The organism is Streptomyces sp. R41 (assembly GCF_041053055.1).
Lineage (GTDB): Bacteria > Actinomycetota > Actinomycetes > Streptomycetales > Streptomycetaceae > Streptomyces.
In genome coordinates this window covers 8,236,856-8,256,899 of record NZ_CP163443.1, presented here as the reverse complement: position 1 = coordinate 8,256,899, position 20,044 = coordinate 8,236,856, and the positions used below count along the sequence as shown (strand labels likewise).

The window sequence follows — 20,044 nt, the reverse complement described above, 5'->3', positions numbered from 1 at the left end:
AACATTCGGGCCGTCAAAGGGGACTCGCCGTGTTCCGCACCCGCCGCTGGTTCGTCCTGGGGGCAGCGCTGCTGGCCCTGCTCGCGTCGTTCGTCAGCCAGCCCGCGTCCGCGGCCGACGGGCGGCCGTATACCAACCCGATCAAGTCGCAGAAGGGCGCCGACCCCTGGCTGGAGTACTACAACGGCAACTACTACCTGGTGACGACCTCGTTCACCAACGAGCTGACCATGCGCAAGTCGCCGACGCTCGCGGGGCTTTCGACGGCCCCGAGCGTGCAGATCTGGACGGACACCACCTCCGGCCGCAACGCGAACTTCTGGGCGCCGGAGATCCACTTCTTCAACGGCCATTGGTACCTGTACTACTCCGGGGCGCAGAGCGGAGCGGCCTGCTGCGACACCCAGCGCACCCACGTCCTGGAGAGCGCGGGCTCCGACCCGATGGGCCCGTACACCTACAAGAACAGCCTGACCGGCTCCAACCTCGACCCGGGCGGCTGGCTCATCGACGCCACCGTCCTTCAGTACAACAGCAAGCTGTATCTGGTGGGCAGCGGTTCCATAGGCGGCAGCAAGCAGAGCCTGGTCATCGCGCCGATGAGCAACCCGTACACGCTGGGCAGTTCCGCCTTCACCGTCATCTCCAGCCCCACGCTGAGCTGGGAGACCTCCGGCGCCCCGGTCAACGAGGGGCCCGAGCCGCTGTATCACAACGGCAGGACGTTCCTGACGTTCTCCGCCAGCTACTGCCAGACCGCGGACTACAAGCTCGGCCAGCTGGAGTTGACCGGCAGCGACCCGCTCTCCGCCGCGTCCTGGACGAAGAAGCAGACCCCGGTCTTCCAGCGCAATGACGCCGCCGGGGTCTACGGGCCCGGCCACAACGGGTTCTTCACCTCGCCGGACGGCACCGAGAACTGGATCGTCTACCACGCCAACAGCTCCTCGAGCGGCGGCTGCGGCAACGGTCGTACGACACGGGCGCAGAAGTTCACCTGGAACGCGGACGGCACACCGAACTTCGGCACCCCGGTCGCGACCGGGACCAGCCTCGCGGGCCCCTCCGGAGAGACGGCGGCGACCCCGACGGCGTACACCGTGGTGAACCGCAACAGCGGCAAGTGCCTGGACGTGCAGGGCGGCAACACCGCGGACGGCACCAACATCTTCCAGTGGACGTGCACCGGCGGGGCCAACCAGAAGTGGCGGATCGAGGACCAGGGCAACGACACCAGCCGCCTGGTCAATGTCGCCACCGGCAAGGTCATGGACACCGCCGACTGCTCCACCGCCGACGGGGCGGATCTGCGGCAATGGTCGTGGCTGAACAACAACTGCCAGAAGTTCCGGCTCATTTACACCGGTGGCGACTACGTGCGGATCTCCAACGCCAACAGCGGCAAGGTCGCCGACGTGGCCGACTGCGGTACGGGCGACGGCACCGACGTACGCCAGTGGACCTGGCTGAACAACACCTGCCAGCAGTGGCAGCTCAAGCCCACCGTCTGACATCCGGAGACCCAGGATCATGAGACGTCTCATCGGCCGCCTGCTGACCGCGGTCCTCGCCACGCTGGCCCTGATGACCGCCGGTACGCCCGCCCACGCGGTCGCCCCGGCCTCGCCCGCCGTGACCTTCACCAACCCGATCGCCGAGAAACGCGCCGACCCGCACATCTTCAAGCACACCGACGGCTACTACTACTTCACGGCAACCGTCCCGGAGTACGACCGGATCGTGCTGCGCCGGGCCACCACGCTCCAGGGCCTGTCCACGGCCCCGGAGACCACGATCTGGACCAAGCACGCCAGCGGCGTGATGGGCGCTCACATCTGGGCGCCGGAGATCCACTTCATCGACGGCAAGTGGTACGTGTACTTCGCCGCCGGGTCGACCAGTGATGTGTGGGCGATCCGGATGTACGTCCTGGAGAGCAGCGCCGCGAACCCGTTGACCGGCAGCTGGACCGAGAAGGGCCAGATCGCCACCCCGGTGTCCTCCTTCTCGCTGGACGCCACCACCTTCGTCGTCAACGGCGTCCGCTATCTCGCCTGGGCCCAGCGCAATCCCGCAGAGGACAACAACACCAGCCTGTTCCTCGCGAAGTTGGCCAACCCCTGGAGCATCAGCGGCACGCCGGTGGAGATCTCCCAGCCCACGCTGTCCTGGGAGACCGTCGGCTACAAGGTCAACGAAGGCCCGGCGGTCATCCAGCACGGCGGCAAGGTCTTCATGACGTACTCGTCCAGCGCCACCGACGCCAACTACTGCCTGGGCATGCTGACCGCGTCCGCCTCCGCCGATCTGCTCAACCCGGCCTCCTGGACGAAGGGTTCGCAGCCGGTCTTCAAGACCAACGCCGCGACCTCCCAATACGGGCCCGGCCACAACTCGTTCACCGTCTCCGAGGACGGCAAGTCGGACATCCTCGTCTACCACGACCGCAACTACAAGGACATCACCGGCGACCCCCTGAACGACCCGAACCGCCGCACGCGCCTCCAGAAGATCTACTGGAACTCCGACGGCACCCCCAACTTCGGCATTCCGGTCGCCGACGGCGTCTCCCCGGTCCGCTTCTCCTCGTACAACTACCCGGACCGCTCCATCCGCCACTGGGACTTCCGGGCGAAGATCGAGCCCAACGTCACCAATCTCGCCGACTCCCAGTTCCGCGTGGTGACCGGTCTCGCGGGCACGGGCACCGTCTCCCTGGAGTCGACGAACTACCCCGGCTACTACCTCCACCAGAAGAACTACGAGGTGTGGGTGGAGAAGGACGACGGGACCGCCGCCTTCAGGAGCGACGCCAGCTTCTACCGGCGGGCGGGCCTCGCCGACACGGCCTCCGGTGTCTCCTTCGAGTCGTACAGCTCCCCCGGCCGCTACGTCCGGCACTACAACTACCTGCTCTACACGCAGCCCGCCGACACGACGACGGCCAAGGCGGACGCGACGTTCTACGCCGAGTAGTCCGCCGCCGAGTATCTTGCCCCTCCCCACAAGACGAGGAACGCTCACCATGACACCGCCCCTGTCCCGACGTGCCGTGCTGCAGACCGCGATACTCGCCGCGGGGGCACCAGGACTCGCGTACGCCGCCGGTGGCCGCGCCGCCGCGGCCACGCTCCCGGCGCCGTCCGCCTGGACGCTCCGGCCGTTCCAGCTCAGGGAAGTGGCGCTCGGCGAGGGCCTGTTCGCCACCAAGCGCGCGCTGATGCTCGACCACGGCCGCGGCTACGACGTGAACCGGCTGCTCCAGGTCTTCCGCGCGTGCGCCGGGCTCTCCACGCTCGGCGCGGTCGCCCCCGGCGGCTGGGAGGGCCTCGACGGCGAGGCGAACGGCAACCTCCGCGGGCATTACACCGGTCACTTCCTGACCATGCTCTCCCAGGCCTACGGCGGCACGGGCGAGCAGGCGTACGCCGACAGGATCGGCTCCATCGTGGGGGCACTGACCGAGGTGCGCGAGGCGCTGCGGCACGATCCGGCGGTGCTGAGCGTGGCGGGCCGGTTCGGGACGGCTGCGGAGAATGTCCGGGGCTCCTACCAGTACGTCGACCTGCCGGCCGGTGTGCTCGGCGGTGCCTCGGCGATCACCCTGTCGGCCTGGGTGAAACCGACCCATGACGCCGACTGGAGCCGGGTCTTCGACTTCGGCGACGACACGACCCGCTATCTCTATCTCGCCGCCCGCAACGCGAGCGGAGTCCCGCGCTTCGCCATCACGACCGGCGGGCCGGCCGGCGAGCAGGGCCTCGACGGCACCGCGGCGCTGCCGCTGAACGAGTGGAGTCATCTGGCGGTGACGATCGCGGGCGGCACCGGCACCCTCTACGTCAACGGCGACGCCGTGGCCCGGAACACGGCGATGAACCTGACCCCGGCGGACCTGGGCACCCTGAAGAACAACTGGCTCGGCCGCTCGAACTACTCCAGCGACCCGGTGTTCGCCGGGGCGTTCGACGAGTTCAACGTGTGGTCGCGGGCGCTGACCGCCGACGAGATCACCGCGTTGCAAAGCAGCCGGGCCGCCGACGCGTCCACCGGCCGGGGCGACCTGGCCTCGTACGCCTTCGACGAGACGACCGGTGGCACCTTCGCGGACACCTCCGGGCGCGGCCTGGACGCCACCCTGCGCCGCACCTGGGGCGGGCCGAGCCATCCCGGGTTCCTCGCGGCCTACCCGGAGACGCAGTTCATCCTGCTGGAGTCGATGACGAGCGGCGACTACACCAAGGTGTGGGCGCCGTACTACACCGCGCACAAGATCCTGCGCGGGCTGCTGGACGCGTACCTGTACACCGACGACGCGCGGGCGCTCGACCTCGCGTCCGGGATGTGCGACTGGATGTACTCCCGGCTGTCGAAGCTGCCCGACGCCACCCTGCAGCGGATGTGGGGCATCTTCTCCAGCGGCGAGTTCGGCGGCATCGTCGAGGCGATCTGCGATCTGCACGCCCTCACCGGCAAGGCCGAACATCTCGCGCTGGCCCGGCTGTTCGACCTGGACAAGCTCATCGACGCGTGCGCCGCGAACACCGACACCCTCGACGGGCTGCACGCCAACCAGCACATTCCCATCTTCACCGGGTTGCTGCGGCTGTACGACGCGACGGGCGAGCAGCGGTACTTGAGCGCCGCGCGGAACTTCTGGGACATGGTCGTCCCCGTGCGCATGTACGGGATCGGCGGCACCAGCACCGGTGAGTTCTGGAAGGCCCGCGGCGTCATCGCCGGGACGATCAGTGCCACCGACGCCGAGACCTGCTGCGCGTACAACATGCTCAAGCTCAGCCGGATGCTGTTCTTCCACACGCGGGACCCGAAGTACATGGACTACTACGAGCGGGCCCTGTACAACCAGGTGCTCGGCTCGAAGCAGGACAAGGCCGACGCCGAGAAACCGCTCGTCACCTACTTCATCGGCCTGACGCCCGGCCATGTCCGTGACTACACGCCCAAGCAGGGAACCACCTGCTGCGAGGGCACGGGCATGGAGAGCGCCACCAAGTACCAGGACTCGGTGTACTTCAAGGCGGCGGACGGGAGCGCGCTGTACGTCAATCTGTACAGCCCGACCAGGCTGACCTGGGCCGAGAAGGGCGTCACCGTCACGCAGACCACCGACTATCCCAGGGAGCAGGGTTCCACGCTCACCATCGGGGGCGGCAGTGCGGCCTTCGAGCTGCGGCTGCGGGTGCCGCCATGGGCGACCAGCGGCTTCCGGGTGACGGTCAACGGCAAGGCGGTGAGCGGCACTCCGGTCGCCGGCCGCTACTTCGCCGTCTCCCGGTCCTGGCGTCGCGGTGACGTCGTGCGGGTCGCCGTGCCGTTCCGGCTGCGGGTGGAGAAGGCCCTCGACGATCCGTCCGTACAGACCCTGTTCTACGGGCCGGTCAACTTGGTCGCCCGCGACGCGAGCACGAGCTATCTCCCGTTCGGGCTCTACCGCAACGCGGCTCTCTCCGGCGATCTGCTGCCCACGCTCACCCCCGTGACGGGCAAGCCGCTCCACTACACGCTCGACGGCACCGAGTTCGCGCCCTTCTTCGAGGGGACCGAGGACCCCACGCACGCCTACGTCCGGCGGGCCGAGCCGCTGGTGGTCTTCGGCGGCACCGACTCCGGCGTCGCCAATCCGGCCAGGGCCGACGGCACCACCCTCCTCGACGAGATCTGGGCCGGGGCTCCGTTCCGCGGCAAGGGCGCGCTGGTCTCACGGGTGCGGGCCACGGTGGACGCCTGGGTGTCCGCGGGCCTGCTCGGCACGGCCGACGGCGAGAAGGTGGTGGAGACGGCACGGAACGCCTCGTACGCGTCCTGACGCCGACAGGCGGACTCACCAGGCCCGCAGGGGCTCCCCCGTCACCTGCCGGGCGTGGGTTGGGGGCTCAGCCGACGTGTACCGCCCACTGCATCCACAGGGGAAGCAGGAACAGGGCCGCGACCGAGCTCTTGATCACGAGTGACGCCGACATGTCGACCCCGACGTCGTAGCGCTGGGCGAAGATGAACAGGTTCTGCGGGGCCGGCATCGCGGCGATGAGCACGAGGTACTTCAGCCAGTCGCCGTCGACTCCGAAGACGGTGGCGCAGACCGCCCAGGTCATCAGGGGGAAGACCAGGCACTTGAAGGCGATGAGCCCGATCTCCTCCCGGGTGGTGTCCCGGACGGAGAGTCCGCTGCCGCCCAGGTGCAGCCCGAGGGCGAACAGCGCCACGGGGGACGCACTGTCGCCGACGAACGAGAATCCGTCCAGGGCCGCCTTCGGGACGTGCACCGACAGCAGATTGAGCAGGATGCCCGCGTTGCAGGCGAGGACGACCGGGGTGACGAGGGAGGCCCCGACGGCGCGCAGCAGCAGCCGGGGGCCCGTGCCCGCGGTGGCGTCGCGCTCCGGCCGCCCCAGTTCCATGATCGAGATGATGACGAGGGTCAGGACGCAGACCTGGAAGAGGAGCACCGGGAAGATCGGGGCCGCGTTCCCGAAGAGCGTGATGAACACGGGTACGGCGAAATAGGCCGTGTTCACCTGGACCCCGGCCATGATGCGCAGCGCGATTCCCCGGGGATCGCGTATGCCGCCCAGGCCCGCGAGGACACCGACCGTCAGCACCGCGAGAGCCGCCGTGGTCGCGTACGCCAGGATGGCGCGCCAGTCGAACAGGGCGCCCAGGTCGCTGCTGTAGATATTGCCGAAGAGATAGCAGGGAACCGCGAAGAGGAACGCGTAGTCGGCGAAGGCCCGCGAGCTGTCCGCCGGCACGACCTTGCGGCGCGCGAGCAGGACTCCGCAGCCGAAGGCCAGCACCACCGGTACGAGTTTCTCCAGTGCGGTCAGTGCCCCCATGGACGTACGGCCTCCCCGGCGTCGGTGAGTGCACGGTAACCGGTGATCAGCTTCCGGATCACGGAGTTCTCGCCCGGCGGGTACCTGTGGTCGTCGGTCCGGGAGACCGGGGGCAGTTCGCACGCCGTACGGCCGCGAGCGGCGGCCCCCGCGAAGCCGCCGTCGATTACGGCGATCTCGTACATCGTGCGCGGACTGGCCTTGCCGGTGGTTCACCTGCCTCACCGCCGCTCGGCGCACGTGGCCGCGGTCGGCGATCAGGACACACGGCGGCCCGGAGCAGGCATTTCGCGCACCACGAGGGACTATACATTCGATGTATACACCGCATGTATAGTCTCGACATGCCTTCACTGACCAGGAAGATGAAAAGACCGGGGACCAGGTTCCGTGCGGCGGCGACGATCTCCGCCGTCGTCGCGCTGGCCCTGCCGCTGACGGGGTGCACGACGGTCCACACCACCGCGCCGAGCGCCGCCCGCGCGCAGGCACGGTTCGGGACCGTGGACTGCCGGGAGGCCAAGTGCATCGCGCTGACTTTCGACGCCGGTCCGAGTGAGCACTCGGCCCGGCTGCTCGACATCCTCAAGGAGAAGCAGGTCCCGGCGACGTTCTTCCTGCTGGGCAAGCGGCACATCGAGAAGTACCCCGAGCTGGTGAAGCGCATGGCCGACGAGGGACACGAGGTGGCCAGCCACACCTGGGACCACAAGATCCTCACGCGGATCACGCCGGAGCAGATACGGGAGGAGCTGCAGAAGCCCAACGACGCGATAGAGCGGCTCACCGGGCACAAGCCGACGCTGATGCGGCCGCCGCAGGGGCGTACCGACGACACGGTGCACAAGATCAGCCGCCAACTGGGGCTGGCCGAGGTCCTGTGGAGCGTGACCGCCAAGGACTACAGGACGAGCGACCCCGAGCTGATCCAGAAGCGCGTCCTGCAGCAGTCGTCCCGGGACGGGATCATCCTGCTGCACGACCTCTACCCGGGCACCGTGCCCGCGGTGCCCGGGATCATCGACGCGTTGAAGAAGCGGGGGTACGTGTTCGTGACGGTGCCGCAGCTGCTGGCGCCGGGGAAGGCCAAGCCCGGTACGGTGTACCGGCCTTGACGGGCCGTCAGGACTGGCGGGGGTACATCAGGAGACCCGCCGAGCCGTACCGGCCGTCAGTGGCCATGCCGGCCTCCCCCAGCGGTTCGTCAGAACACGACCGTCCAGCCCTCGCGTGCCGCCTGCTGCGCGGTGTACGAGACGCCGTGCACCTTCAGGCCGTCGGCGCCCAGCAGGGTGATCTGGCCGCCGCTGTTGCCCAGTTGGACTCCGTCCGTGAGGGGGACCACCAGGGCGGCACCGGCGGCGAGTCGACCGGCGGGCACTGCGCAGGTGTGGCCGAGCCGGTCGGCGACGCGCCAGCCGGTGAGGTCGACCGGGTCGGGCGAGGCGTTGATGAGCGTGACGTTCTCGGACTCGGGCGCCGGGCCACGGGGATTGACGAGGGCCGCCACGACGCGGACCGGCTGACCGCCCGGCTCGGGGCGGGAGTCGCCGGGCGGGACGATCGCGTGACCGGTGATGTCGTCCGTGTGCCAGGCCTGGCTCTGGAAGGCCAGGAAGACACCGACCCAGCGCGACTGGGCCGGGAAGTGGATCAGCAGCCCGCCGTCCTGCCAGACCCCGTCGTCACCCTGGAAGCGGGCGCTGTTGCCCTGGTTCATATGGATGTCGTGCACGCCGTTTCCGGGCAGAAAGCCGAAGACCTTGTCCCGGACGGTCGGCTCGGGGCCGAAGCGCTCGCCGAAGACGTACATCCGGGCGGCCGGGTCGTCCACCGCGCGCCGTACGTAGTGGTCGAGCAGGTCGGCCAGGTCGTTGTCGGGACCCGCCACGTCGGGTGGCAGGGGACGCATCTTCGCCGGATCGAAGAGGTTGCCCCGTACGAAGTCGAGGTTCGGGCCGCCGGGGCCCGACGGCAGCGTGTTCCAGCCGGAGGCCAGGCCCTCCAGGTGCGTGGTGACCGGGTGCTGGAAGTCGTCGTTGACGAGATAGAGCAACTCGGACGGCCGCTCCTGGGACATCACGTTCACCGCGGCACGGTAGTGAGTCCCTTGATCGTCCGTCAGATGGATCTGGTAGTGCGGGGTGTCGACGGATCCCTCTCGTCGGGTGTCGACCGCCCGTGTGATCAGTACGCCGTACGCCTTCAGCGGCATGGTGACCAACTCCCCCTGGGGGCCGCGGCATTGCTCGCCCCATGAGGGAATGGTAGGGCGGCTGCGTCCGATTTCGGGCGGTTGCGTGAGAATTCACTTCCCGTGCGATTACCTACGATCACCCCCGTGGTCCTCTTCCTGCTGGAACGCGTATCCCCGCACCCCGTCGACCAGAGCTGGCGTCGCCTCACCGACTGGCCCCGGCACGCGGACGTCGTACCGCTGACCAGGGTCACCGTGCGCACGCCCCCGCCGACCCGGGAGGGCACGGTGTTCGTGGCACGGTCGGGAATGGGGCCCATGGCGTTCGACGACCCGATGGAGGTCGTGACCTGGCGGCCGCCGGAGGACGGGGGCCCGGGGCGGTGCCGGCTGGTCAAGCGCGGCACCTTCGTGACGGGGTGGGCCGAGATCGAGGTGCACCCGGTGGACGGCGGGGGCTCACGGGTGGTCTGGCGGGAGGATCTGAGGGTGCGGTGGCTGCCCCGGATCGCCGACCGGCCGCTGGGGTGGGCGGCACGGTGGATGTTCGGGCGGGCGATGGACGGACTGCTGCGCCGGGGGTGAGCGCATCCACGCGCGGCCCATGGCTCCCGTGGCCCCTGAACCCTCAAGGTCCGCCGAAAATGGGCGGGTCGGCGAACCGGACGAGCTCCAGGGCCTGTTCGGGGAACCAGTCCCCCGCGTTCGGGTCCACCATCCCCCGTTCAGGATCCTCGGGCCCCGCCGTACCGCGCAGACACAGCCCGTCCGACTCGCCGGGCGTCTTGATCCACAGCCGGGCGTCCTGCAACGGGTCACCGGTGCGCAGGGTCGGGCGGGCACCGAGGCCCCGGTTCGGCGGATTGCACCAGTCCTGCGGGTCCGTGTACTGGCCCGCGGGCGGAGTCCAGGGGCCCTGCCCGTTACGGCTGGAGTCCGTGACGAAGTGCTTCATCCGGGACGGGGGTGTGTGCACATGCGCGTCGAGCCAGGCCCGCGCGTCGGCCCGCGGCCACCACTGGTGGGGACATTCGGCGACGTCGCCGCCCTCGTCGGCGTACGCCAGACACGAGGAGATCAGCTTGCCGTACCAGGAGTTGGCGTCGTCGGTGTTGTAGTTCGAGGCGTTGGTGTAGAAGCCGGAGGCGTGTGCGATGCCGCCCTTGATGAGGCGCGGCACGATGGAGTTGACGGTGTGCCAGCCGGGATGGCCGGTGTCCAGGTACACCCGCGTACCCGCCGGCGGCTCCAGCTTGTCCACCGCGTAGTTGACCTCGACGTACCGCGCGGCGGTCTTCGTGCCCTGCGCGTCGTCCTGCCCGCAGTCGGACGGCAGCAGCGCGAGGGCGTCGGGCTCGAGGGTGACGATCGCGTCGCGGCCTCCTATGCCGCGCGCCACCGCGTCGATCCACTGCTTGTACTCCGCCGTGTTGGCTGCGCCACCCGCGGAGTAGTTGGAGCAGTCGCGGCCGGGGATGTTGTACAGCGCGAGCACGGGGATCGCGTCGGCGCGGTCCGCGTCCCGCACGACTGCGCGGATCAGCCGCTCCACCTGGGCCGGGGACTGGTCGCCGTACCAGACGGCCTGCGGGGTGTTCGCCATGGCCAAGACGCCCGCCGCGTCGAGGAATTGGCCCCCGTGGGCCAGGTCGAGGGCCTGCCGGTACGCCGCCGGGTTGGCCTCAGGAACGTACAGCGAAGGTCCGTGGTCCACCGACTCCGCGGCTTGCGCCGATGGTGCCGCGAAGAGGGCGGCCAGCCCGACCGACAAGGCGGCGAGCCATGTTGAGGCACGTCTCATCCGGGTTCACTCCTGTTCGCAACGGTCACGGGGGACTTGCGGGAGCGCTCCCACAGGAGACTCGTCGAGGGGCATGCTCGCGTCAATACGTAAGGCACGAGAAAGGGTCCGCCACGGTCTGTGGCGGACCCTCTCCTCGTACGTCGGTCAGGCCACCGACCCGATCCGCGCCGCAGGCGCCGGGGCCCCCTCGTGATGAATGGGCGTATGCGCCCCGGTCAGCGAAACCCCGCTCCCCCCACGCCGATCGGCCACGATCTCCGAGGCGATCGACAGAGCCGTCTCCTCGGGCGTACGCGCCCCCAGGTCCAGGCCGATCGGCGACCTGAGCCGCGCCAGCTCCAGCTCGGTCACGCCCACTTCCCGCAGGCGCTCGTTCCGGTCGAGGTGCGTCCGGCGCGAGCCCATCGCGCCCACGTACGCCACCGGCAGCCGCAGCGCGAGCTGGAGCAGGGGGATGTCGAACTTGGCGTCGTGGGTCAGGACGCACAGCACCGTGCGGGAGTCGACCTCGGTGCGCTCCAGGTACGTGTGCGGCCACTCGATGACGATCTCGTCGGCCTCGGGGAAACGGGTGGCGGTCGCGAAGACCGGGCGGGCGTCGCAGACGGTGACGCGGTAGCCGAGGAACTTGCCGATGCGGACCAGCGCCGACGCGAAGTCGATCGCGCCGAAGACGATCATGCGGGGCGGCGGGACCGAGGACTCCACCAGGACCGTGAGCGGTGCTCCGCAGCGAGAGCCCTGCTCTCCGATCTCCAGGGTGCCGGTGCGGCCCGCGTCAAGGAAGGCGGCCGCCTCGTCCACGATCGTGCGGTCCAGTTCGGGGTGGGCGCCGAAGCCGCCCTCGTGGGAGCCGTCGGGGCGAACGAGCAGCGCGCGGCCCAGCAGTTCGCCAGGACCGGTCACGATCCGCGCGACCGCCGCCGCCTCCCCGGCCGCGGCGGCGGCCAGCGCGGTCGCGAGCACCGGCCGGGCGAGGTCGCCGGAACGGACCGGCGTCACCAGGATGTCGATGATGCCGCCGCAGGTCAGTCCGACGGCGAAGGCGTCCTCGTCGCTGTAGCCGAAGCGTTCGAGGACCGTTTCGCCGTCCTCCAGCGCCTGTTGGCACAGGTCGTAGACCGCGCCCTCCACACAACCGCCGGAGACCGAGCCGATCGCCGTGCCGTCGGAGTCGACGGCGAGTGCGGCGCCCGGCTGGCGGGGGGCGCTGCCGCCGACGGCCACCACGGTGGCCACGGCGAAGTCGCGTCCCTGCTCGACCCACCGGTGCAGCTCTTCGGCGATGTCCAGCATGTCTGGGTCTCCTTAACAGCGGTTGTGTGGAGGGCGGGCCCGGTTCGACCACCGGGCCCAGGGCGTCAGTGCACGCCCATCCAGCTCTCTATCGGGTTCAGGGCGAAGTAGACGAGGAAGATCGCCGTCAGGCCCCACATGAACGCCCCGATCTCCCGGGCCTTGCCCTGGGCGATCTTGATGGCGACGTAACTGATGACTCCGGCCGCGACGCCCGCGGTGATGGAGTACGTGAACGGCATGATCACCACGGTGAGGAAGACCGGGATCGCGGTGGCGCGATCGGCCCAGTCCACGTGACGGGCGTTCATCATCATCATGGCGCCGATGACGACCAGCGCCGCCGCCGCGACCTCGCCGGGGACGATCGCCGTCAGCGGGGTGAAGAACAGACAGGCCGCGAAGAACAGGCCGGTGACGACCGAGGAGAGGCCCGTGCGGGCGCCCTCGCCGACGCCGGTCGCCGATTCGACGAAGACCGTCTGGCCGGACGCTCCGGCGACACCGCCGACCGCACCGCCGGCGCCGTCGATGAACAGCGCCTTGGACAGGCCCGGCATGCGGCCCTGCGCGTCGGCCAGCTTGGCCTCCGTGCCGACACCGATGATGGTGGCCATCGCGTCGAAGAACCCGGCGAGCACGAGGGTGAAGACGATCATGCCGACCGTCATCGCGCCGACCTGGCCCCAGCCGCCGAACTCGACGTTGCCGAAGAGCGAGAAGTCCGGCATCGAGACCGCGCTGCCGTGCAGCTCGGGAGCGCCGCTGGCCCACTGCTTGGGGTCGATGACGCCGAGGCCGTTGAGGACGACGGCCACGACCGTGCCGGAGACGATGCCGATGAGGATCGCGCCGGGGACACCGCGTGCCTGGAGCATGAAGATCAGCAGCAGGGTCGCCGCGAAGAGCAGGACCGGCCAGCCGGCGAGTTCACCGGTCGGGCCGAGCGTGACCGGGGTCGACTTGCCCTGGTGGACGAAGCCGGCCTTCACCAGGCCGATCAGTGCGATGAACAGGCCGATGCCCATGGTGATCGCGTGCTTGAGCGCAAGCGGGATCGCATTCATGATCATCTCGCGCAGGCCGGTGACGACCAGAAGCATGATGACGGCGCCGTACATCACGCACATTCCCATGGCCTGCGGCCAGGTCATCTGCGGAGCCACCTGTGAGGAGAGCACACCGGAGACGGACAGTCCGGCGGCGAGGGCGAGCGGCACCTTGCCGACGAAGCCCATCAGAAGCGTGGTGAAGGCCGCCGCGAACGCGGTCGCGGTGATCAGGGCCTTCTGGCCGAGCGTGTCCCCCGCCGCGTCCTTGCCGGACAGGATCAGGGGGTTGAGCAGCAGGATGTACGCCATCGCCATAAAGGTGGTGACGCCACCGCGCACCTCACGCGCGATCGAGCTTCCCCGCTGGGATATGTGAAAGTACCGGTCGAGCCAAGACCGTCCGGCCGGGACACGGCTACCCGTGCCCGCGTCCTCCGCGGCGGTCTTCGGCTCCAGTGACTGCTGGGTCATGTGGGCCTACTCCCAAGGTTCAAAGGGGCACCCGCTTCAACCGACCTGACGGCCGGTCAACCGCGAGCGCGGCTGCGGGATTTGGGAAGGTGCTTCGGCCGCACGACCCGGGGGACGGCCCGAGACGAACGATGGGGACTGCTAGTACTGCTGGTACTGACTGGTGTGCCGGCGCTTGCTGCTCCTCGCCGATGTGCCAAGTTCCGCGAGCGGTGCGGTACTTGAGTACTCCGGGCGGCGCGGCGAAGTGTGACGTTCCCTCGCCGCCCGGAGAGTCCTGTCCGGTGCCTTACGCGGTGCCCGTGAGGTGCTCGGGGCGTACCGGCGTCCGGTTGAGCTCCAGACCCGTCGCGTTCCGGATCGCCGCGAGGACGGCCGGGGTGGACGACAGGGTCGGGGCCTCGCCGATGCCGCGCAGCCCGTACGGGGCGTGCTCGTCGGCGAGTTCGAGCACGTCGACCGGGATGGTCGGCGTGTCGAGAATCGTGGGGAGCAGGTAGTCCGTGAAGGACGGGTTCCTGACCTTCGCGGTCTTGGGATCGACGACGATCTCCTCCATCACGGCGATGCCCATGCCCTGGAGCGTGCCACCCTGGATCTGGCCGATGACGGACAGCGGGTTGAGCGCCTTGCCGACGTCCTGGGCGCAGGCCAGCTCGATGACCTTGACCAGGCCGAGCTCGGTGTCCACCTCGACGACCGCGCGGTGCGCGGCGAAGGAGTACTGGACGTGGCCGTTGCCCTGGCCGGTGCGCAGGTCGAAGGCCTCCGTCGGACGGTGCCGCCACTCGGCCTCGACCTCGACGGGCTCACCTTCGAGCACGTCGACCAGGTCGGCGAGGACCTCGCCGCCGTCGGTGACGACCTTGCCGCCCTCCAGGAGGAGTTCGGCGGTGGCCCAAGCCGGGTGGTACGTACCGAACTTGCGGCGGCCGATCTCCAGGACCTTCTCGCGCACGAGCTCGCAGGAGTTCTTGACGGCGCCACCGGTGACGTACGTCTGACGCGACGCGGACGTCGAACCGGCGCTGCCCACCTGGGTGTCCGCCGGGTGGATCGTCACCTGGGTGACGCCCAGCTCGGTGCGGGCGATCTGCGCGTGGACGGTGACACCGCCCTGGCCGACCTCCGCCATCGCGGTGTGGACCGTGGCGACGGGCTCGCCGCCGACGACCTCCATGCGCACCTTGGCCGTCGAGTAGTCGTCGAAGCCCTCGGAGAAGCCGACGTTCTTGATGCCGACAGCGTAGCCGACACCCCGTACGACGCCTTCGCCGTGCGTGGTGTTGGACAGACCGCCCGGCAGCTGGCGCACGTCCGCCTCCTCGCCGGCCGCGAGCCACTGCTGCTCCGGCGGCAGGGGCATCGCCTTGACGCGGCGCAGCAGTTCGGCGACCGGCGCCGGGGAGTCGACCGGCTGCCCGGTCGGCATGATCGTGCCCTGCTCCATCGCGTTGAGCTGACGGAAGGCGACCCGGTCCATGCCCACCTTGTCGGCGAGCTTGTCCATCTGGGCCTCGTAGGCGAAGCACGCCTGGACCGCGCCGAAGCCGCGCATGGCGCCGCAGGGCGGGTTGTTGGTGTAGAGCGCGATGGCCTCGATGTCGACGTCGTCGATCACGTACGGACCGACGCTCAGGGACGAGGCGTTGCCGACGACCGCCGGGGAGGCGGACGCGTAGGCGCCGCCGTCCAGGACGATCCGGCACTTCATGTGCGTGAGCTTGCCGTCCTTGGTCGCCCCGTGCTCGTAGTAGAGCTTCGCGGGGTGGCGGTGGACGTGTCCGAAGAAGGACTCGAAGCGGTTGTAGACGATCTTGACGGGCTTGCCGGTGCGCAGCGCCAGCAGGCAGGCGTGGATCTGCATCGACAGGTCCTCGCGGCCGCCGAAGGCGCCGCCGACGCCGGAGAGCGTCATACGGACCTTGTCCTCGGGCAGGCCGAGGACCGGGGCGATCTGGCGGAGGTCGGAGTGCAGCCACTGGGTGGCGATGTAGAGGTCGACACCGCCGTCCTCGGAGGGCACGGCGAGACCGGACTCCGGGCCGAGGAAGGCCTGGTCCTGCATGCCGAAGGTGTACTCGCCCTTGACGATGAAGTCGGCCTTCTTGGCGGCCTCGTCGGCGTTGCCGCGCACGATCGGCTGGCGGTGCACGATGTTCGGGTGCGGGACGTGACCGATGTGGTGGTCGTCGCGACCCTCGTGGATCAGGATCGCGTCGGGCGCGGTCGCGGACGCCTCGTCCGTGATGACCGGGAGTTCCCTGTACTCGACCTTGATCTTGGCGGCGGCGCGGCGCGCGGTCTCCGGGTGGTCGGCGGCGACGATGGCGACGGGCTCGCCGTGGTGGCGGACCTTGCCGTGCGCGAGCACCGGGGTGTCCTGGATCTCCAGGCCGTAGTTCTTCACCTCGGTGGGCAGGTCGTCGTACGTCATGACGGCGTAGACGCCCGGCGTCTTGAGGGCCTCGCTCGTGTCGATCGACACGATCTCGGCGTGGGCGACCGTGGAGCGCAGGATCTGGCCCCAGAGCATGTCCTCGTGCCACATGTCGGACGAGTAGGCGAACTCGCCGGTGACCTTGAGGATGCCGTCCGGGCGCAGCGTGGACTCGCCGATGCCGCCCTTGGTCTTCGTGCCCTGCGTGATTTTGGTGGGCGTACCCGTGGTTCCCATGGTCAGACCGCCTCAGACTGCCGGGCGGCCGCGAGGCGGACCGCGTCCATGATCTTCTCGTAGCCGGTGCAGCGGCACAGGTTGCCCGAGAGCGCCTCGCGGATGTCCGCGTCGGTCGGGTTCGGGGTGCGCTCCAGCATCTCGTCCGCCGCGACCAGCAGACCCGGGGTGCAGAAACCGCACTGGACGGCTCCGGCGTCGATGAACGCCTGCTGGATCGGGGAGAGTTCGGTGCCCTCGCCGGTCTGGGAGTCGGTGCCCTTGGCGACCCACTGCTTGGCCTCGTCGAGCGTCGTGCCGGACTTCCCTGCCGTGCCGCAGGCGCCGGTGGCACAACCGCCGTGCTCCGCACGCTGCTTGGCGAAGTCCGCGAGCCCCTCGACCGTGACGACCTCGCGGCCCTCGACCTGACCGGCCGCGACCAGACACGAACAGACCGGCACACCGTCGAGGCGGACCGTGCAGGAACCGCACTCGCCCTGCTCACAGGCGTTCTTGGAGCCCGGCAGGCCCAGGCGCTCCCGCAGCACGTACAGAAGGGACTCGCCCTCCCACACGTCGTCGGCTTCCTGCTGACGGCCGTTGACCGTGAAATTGACGCGCATTACGCGACTCCCTCCGTGCGAGCGGCGGTGCCGCGGTAGGACTCCCAGGTCCAGGTCAGGGTGCGGCGGGCCATGATGCCGACCGCGTGGCGGCGGTAGCTCGCCGTGCCCCGGACGTCGTCGATCGGGTTGCAGGCGGCGGAGCACAGGTCCGCGAACTGCTTGGCGACCGACGGGGTGATGATCTTTCCGTTGTCCCAGAAGCCGCCCTCTTCGAGCGCCGCGTTGAGGAACTCCTCGGCGGCCTTGGCACGGACCGGGGTCGGCGCGGCCGAGCCGATGCCGGTGCGGACCGTACGGGTCTCGGGGTGCAGAGCCAGGCCGAAGGCGCACACCGCGATCACCATCGCGTTGCGGGTGCCGACCTTCGAGTACTGCTGCGGGCCGTCCGCCTTCTTGATGTGTACGGCCCTGATCAGTTCGTCGGCCGCGAGCGCGTTGCGCTTCACGCCGGTGTAGAACTCGTCGATCGGGATCAGCCGCGAGCCGCGTACGGACTCGACCTCGACCTCGGCGCCCGCCGCGAGGAGCGCGGGGTGGGCGTCACCGGCCGGGGAGGCGGTGCCGAGGTTGCCGCCCACGCCGCCGCGGTTGCGGATCTGCGGGGAGGCCACCGTGTGCGAGGCCAGGGCCAGGCCGGGAAGCTCGCCGCGCAGGTTCTCCATGATCTGGGTGTACGGAACGGAGGCGCCCAGACGCACGCTCTCCTCGCCGACCTCCCACTCGCTCAGCTCGCCGATGCGGTTCAGGTCAAGGAGGTACTCGGGCCGGCGGTGGTCGAAGTTGATCTCGACCATCACATCGGTGCCACCCGCAATCGGCACAGCGGTGGGGTGCTCAGCCTTGGCGGCGAGCGCCTCCTCCCAGCTGGCGGGGCGAAGGAAGTCCATGAGTGGCTCTCTTCTTCGTATCGTGGGTCGTTCTGTTTGAGCCAAAGATCGTGTGCGGCGGCCTGGCTCGTTCATGAGTTGTTAACGCGGATTGGGGTCAGTACACCGCGCAGTCGAACACCGGGGTCAGTCACCGAAACCATGAAGGAGTTGGCTGGCCAGGGCGCGCATCTTGTAGATTCGTATGAACGGAGGTCCTCAGTAACCTCTTTGTTTTCCTCTGGAAACGTCAGACACAGACCTCTGGAAACTTCAAGCACGGCCCGGGTCAGAGAGAGCACAGCTCGCAAAAGCCCAGGACACAGCCTCGGAGGGGCCGGGACCACCGTCCTGAGGACCCCCTGAGGCCGCTCTCCGGAGCCCGAGAACCCGCTCGCGCGGTCCTCACCACAGATCCATCGTAGATTTCGAGACAAAGAACGGCGGCGACGAGAATGCGGCTGCGCGCACTGCTGGACACCGACGCGCTGGGCCTGCGGCTGCTCGGCGGCGAGGATGAGCTGGACCGCACCGTCCGCGGTGTGATGACCACGGACCTCAAGGACCCCAGCCGCTATCTCTCCGGCGGCGAACTGGTCCTCACCGGCCTCGCCTGGCGGCACGACGCGGCGGACTCCGAGCCCTTCGTACGCATCCTCGCCGGCGCCGGGGTCGCGGCGCTGGCCGCCGGTGAGGCGGAGCTCGGCGACATCCCCGACGACCTGGTCGTGGCGTGCGCCCGGCACCGGCTGCCGCTGTTCGCCGTGAATGAGTCGGTGGCCTTCGCGACGATCACCGAGCACGTCGTACGACAGGTCTCGGGCGAGCGCGCCGGGGACCTGGCCGCCGTGGTGGACCGGCACCGGCGGATGATGACGTCGGGCCCGGCCGGCGGGGGTCCCGACGTGGTCCTGGACCTGCTCGGCACCGACCTGGATCTGCGGGCCTGGGTCCTCTCGCCCACCGGACGGCCCATCGCGGGCTCGAAGCTCGCGGGCGCCGGACTGCCCGTGGACGTGTGCGCCGAGCTGGCCGCCGAGCATCTGGCGGCGGCGCGCACCGGACGCCGCGGGCCGCACCGGGTGACGGTCGGCACGACGACGTACTCGCTCTTCCCGATCCGCTCGTCCGGGCGCTCCACGGGCGCCTCCCGTGACGTGCGCGCGACGGTGCTCTCCGACTGGCTGCTCGCCGTCGAGGCGGACGCCGGGGACTGGCCCGATGAGCGGCTCGACCTGCTCCAGGGCGTCACCCAGCTGATCGCGGTGGAACGGGACCGGCGGGACGCGGCGCGCACGGTGCGCCGACGGCTCGCGCAGGAGATCCTGGAGCTGGTGCAGACGGGCGCCGCGCCCGCCGAGATCGCGGCGCGGCTGCGGGTGGCCGCGCCGGTGCTGCTGCCCGGCCTCGGCGCCGCACCGCACTGGCAGGTGGTCGTGGCCCGCGTCGAGTGGGACGGTGGCGAGATCGAGGGCGGTCCGGTCGCCCAGTCGCTCCTGGAGGAGATCCTCGTCGACCCGCTGTCGACGGGCCCCGAGCACTCCGACCGGATCGCCGTCGCGCACACGGGTGACGAGGCGATCGCGCTCGTACCCCTACCGGCGGTGTCGACGGAACACGACGGCTCCGAGTCGGGGCTGCTCGCCGACACGCTCCTGGAGGCCGTACGCGACCCGCTGTCGGCAGGCCTGAACGACGACGGGCGGCTCACGCTCGGCGTCAGCGCCGCCGTGCACTCGGCGGAGGGGCTGCGCGGTGCGCTGGAGGAGGCCCGGCACGCGCGCCGGGTCGCCGCGGCGCGCCCCGGGCGGGTGTGCGCGGCCGGGCACCAGGAGCTGGCGTCGCACGTGCTCCTGCTCCCCTTCGTGCCCGACGACGTACGCCGCGCCTTCACCGCCCGGCTCCTCGACCCGCTGCGCGACTACGACCGCCGCCACCGCGCCGAGCTGATCCCCACCCTGGAGGCGTTCCTCGACTGCGACGGCTCGTGGACCCGCTGCGCCACACGTCTGCACCTGCACGTCAACACCTTGCGCTACCGGGTGGGCCGTATCGAGCAGTTGACGAGTCGGGACCTGTCGCGACTGGAGGACAAACTCGATTTCTTCCTGGCTTTGCGCATGAGCTGAGGTCGCGGGCTCGCCGGCCCCACTCTCCCCAAGTGCCTCCGGTGTCCCACGACTTTGTGAAATCCTTCACCCACCCCCTTGGCCGGG

Annotated in this window: 15 protein-coding genes; 6 read left to right on the top strand and 9 right to left on the bottom strand. The window is 69.7% G+C overall.

Going from position 1 to position 20,044, the window contains the following annotated elements; genetic code table 11:
- Positions 1 to 29: 29 nt before the first annotated feature.
- The 3 genes from AB5J53_RS37510 to AB5J53_RS37500 are packed head-to-tail and all read left to right on the top strand — an operon-like array spanning position 30 to position 5,830.
- The gene (locus AB5J53_RS37510) at positions 30 to 1,511 is read left to right on the top strand and encodes a family 43 glycosylhydrolase (RefSeq protein ID WP_369250052.1); all 1,482 of its coding nucleotides are present in this window, start codon (positions 30 to 32) and stop codon (positions 1,509 to 1,511) included.
- A 19-nt stretch (positions 1,512 to 1,530) separates the two neighbouring features.
- Complete coding sequence (locus AB5J53_RS37505) at positions 1,531 to 2,976, top strand: family 43 glycosylhydrolase (protein WP_369250051.1); 1,446 nt, start codon at positions 1,531 to 1,533, stop codon at positions 2,974 to 2,976.
- 49 nt (positions 2,977 to 3,025) lie between these two features.
- Positions 3,026 to 5,830, top strand: a complete 2,805-nt coding sequence (locus AB5J53_RS37500; RefSeq protein ID WP_369250050.1) for a beta-L-arabinofuranosidase domain-containing protein — start codon at positions 3,026 to 3,028, stop codon at positions 5,828 to 5,830.
- A gap of 67 nt (positions 5,831 to 5,897) precedes the next feature.
- Here AB5J53_RS37500 and AB5J53_RS37495 read toward each other — a convergent pair whose 3' ends face one another.
- Both AB5J53_RS37495 and AB5J53_RS37490 read right to left on the bottom strand, forming a co-directional pair.
- Positions 5,898 to 6,857, bottom strand: coding sequence for an AEC family transporter (locus AB5J53_RS37495; protein WP_369250049.1), 960 nt, complete (start codon positions 6,855 to 6,857; stop codon positions 5,898 to 5,900).
- Positions 6,845 to 7,042, bottom strand: a complete 198-nt coding sequence (locus AB5J53_RS37490) for a hypothetical protein (RefSeq protein WP_369250048.1) — start codon at positions 7,040 to 7,042, stop codon at positions 6,845 to 6,847. Before AB5J53_RS37490 ends, AB5J53_RS37495 begins: the two co-directional genes overlap by 13 nt.
- A 180-nt stretch (positions 7,043 to 7,222) precedes the next feature.
- Between AB5J53_RS37490 and AB5J53_RS37485 the strand changes: the two genes are divergently transcribed.
- Positions 7,223 to 7,972, top strand: a complete 750-nt coding sequence (locus tag AB5J53_RS37485) for a polysaccharide deacetylase family protein (protein ID WP_369252685.1) — start codon at positions 7,223 to 7,225, stop codon at positions 7,970 to 7,972.
- Positions 7,973 to 8,061: 89 nt separating this feature from the next.
- Here AB5J53_RS37485 and AB5J53_RS37480 read toward each other — a convergent pair whose 3' ends face one another.
- A complete protein-coding gene (locus AB5J53_RS37480; RefSeq protein WP_369250047.1) occupies positions 8,062 to 9,072 on the bottom strand; it encodes a DUF2278 family protein in 1,011 nt (336 codons plus the stop codon).
- Positions 9,073 to 9,198: 126 nt separating this feature from the next.
- Between AB5J53_RS37480 and AB5J53_RS37475 the strand changes: the two genes are divergently transcribed.
- Positions 9,199 to 9,639 (top strand): SRPBCC family protein, encoded by a 441-nt coding sequence (locus AB5J53_RS37475; RefSeq protein ID WP_369250046.1) that lies wholly within the window; start codon positions 9,199 to 9,201, stop codon positions 9,637 to 9,639.
- Positions 9,640 to 9,682: 43 nt separating this feature from the next.
- Here the strand turns inward: AB5J53_RS37475 and AB5J53_RS37470 are convergent, their stop codons facing one another.
- The 6 genes from AB5J53_RS37470 to AB5J53_RS37445 form a co-directional block, all read right to left on the bottom strand.
- Positions 9,683 to 10,855 carry a glycoside hydrolase family 6 protein gene (locus AB5J53_RS37470; RefSeq protein WP_369250045.1) on the bottom strand — a complete coding sequence of 391 codons (1,173 nt, stop codon included), beginning with the start codon at positions 10,853 to 10,855 and terminating at the stop codon, positions 9,683 to 9,685.
- Positions 10,856 to 11,002: 147 nt separating this feature from the next.
- Entirely contained in the window at positions 11,003 to 12,154 is a 1,152-nt protein-coding gene (locus tag AB5J53_RS37465; RefSeq protein ID WP_369250044.1) for an XdhC family protein, read from the bottom strand.
- A 65-nt stretch (positions 12,155 to 12,219) separates the two neighbouring features.
- Positions 12,220 to 13,677: an NCS2 family permease gene (locus AB5J53_RS37460; protein WP_369250043.1), complete on the bottom strand. Its 1,458-nt coding sequence runs from the start codon at positions 13,675 to 13,677 to the stop codon at positions 12,220 to 12,222.
- A gap of 289 nt (positions 13,678 to 13,966) precedes the next feature.
- Positions 13,967 to 16,354, bottom strand: coding sequence for a xanthine dehydrogenase family protein molybdopterin-binding subunit (locus AB5J53_RS37455; protein WP_369250042.1), 2,388 nt, complete (start codon positions 16,352 to 16,354; stop codon positions 13,967 to 13,969).
- Between the two features lie 2 nt (positions 16,355 to 16,356).
- Positions 16,357 to 16,959 carry a (2Fe-2S)-binding protein gene (locus AB5J53_RS37450; RefSeq protein ID WP_369250041.1) on the bottom strand — a complete coding sequence of 201 codons (603 nt, stop codon included), beginning with the start codon at positions 16,957 to 16,959 and terminating at the stop codon, positions 16,357 to 16,359.
- On the bottom strand, positions 16,959 to 17,849 hold the full coding sequence (locus tag AB5J53_RS37445; protein WP_369250040.1) for a xanthine dehydrogenase family protein subunit M: 891 nt from the start codon (positions 17,847 to 17,849) through the stop codon (positions 16,959 to 16,961). The genes AB5J53_RS37450 and AB5J53_RS37445 overlap by 1 nt, the downstream gene beginning before the upstream one ends.
- A 434-nt stretch (positions 17,850 to 18,283) precedes the next feature.
- Here AB5J53_RS37445 and AB5J53_RS37440 point away from each other — a divergent pair, with 434 nt between their 5' ends.
- On the top strand, positions 18,284 to 19,957 hold the full coding sequence (locus AB5J53_RS37440) for a PucR family transcriptional regulator (RefSeq protein ID WP_369250039.1): 1,674 nt from the start codon (positions 18,284 to 18,286) through the stop codon (positions 19,955 to 19,957).
- Positions 19,958 to 20,044: the final 87 nt, after the last annotated feature.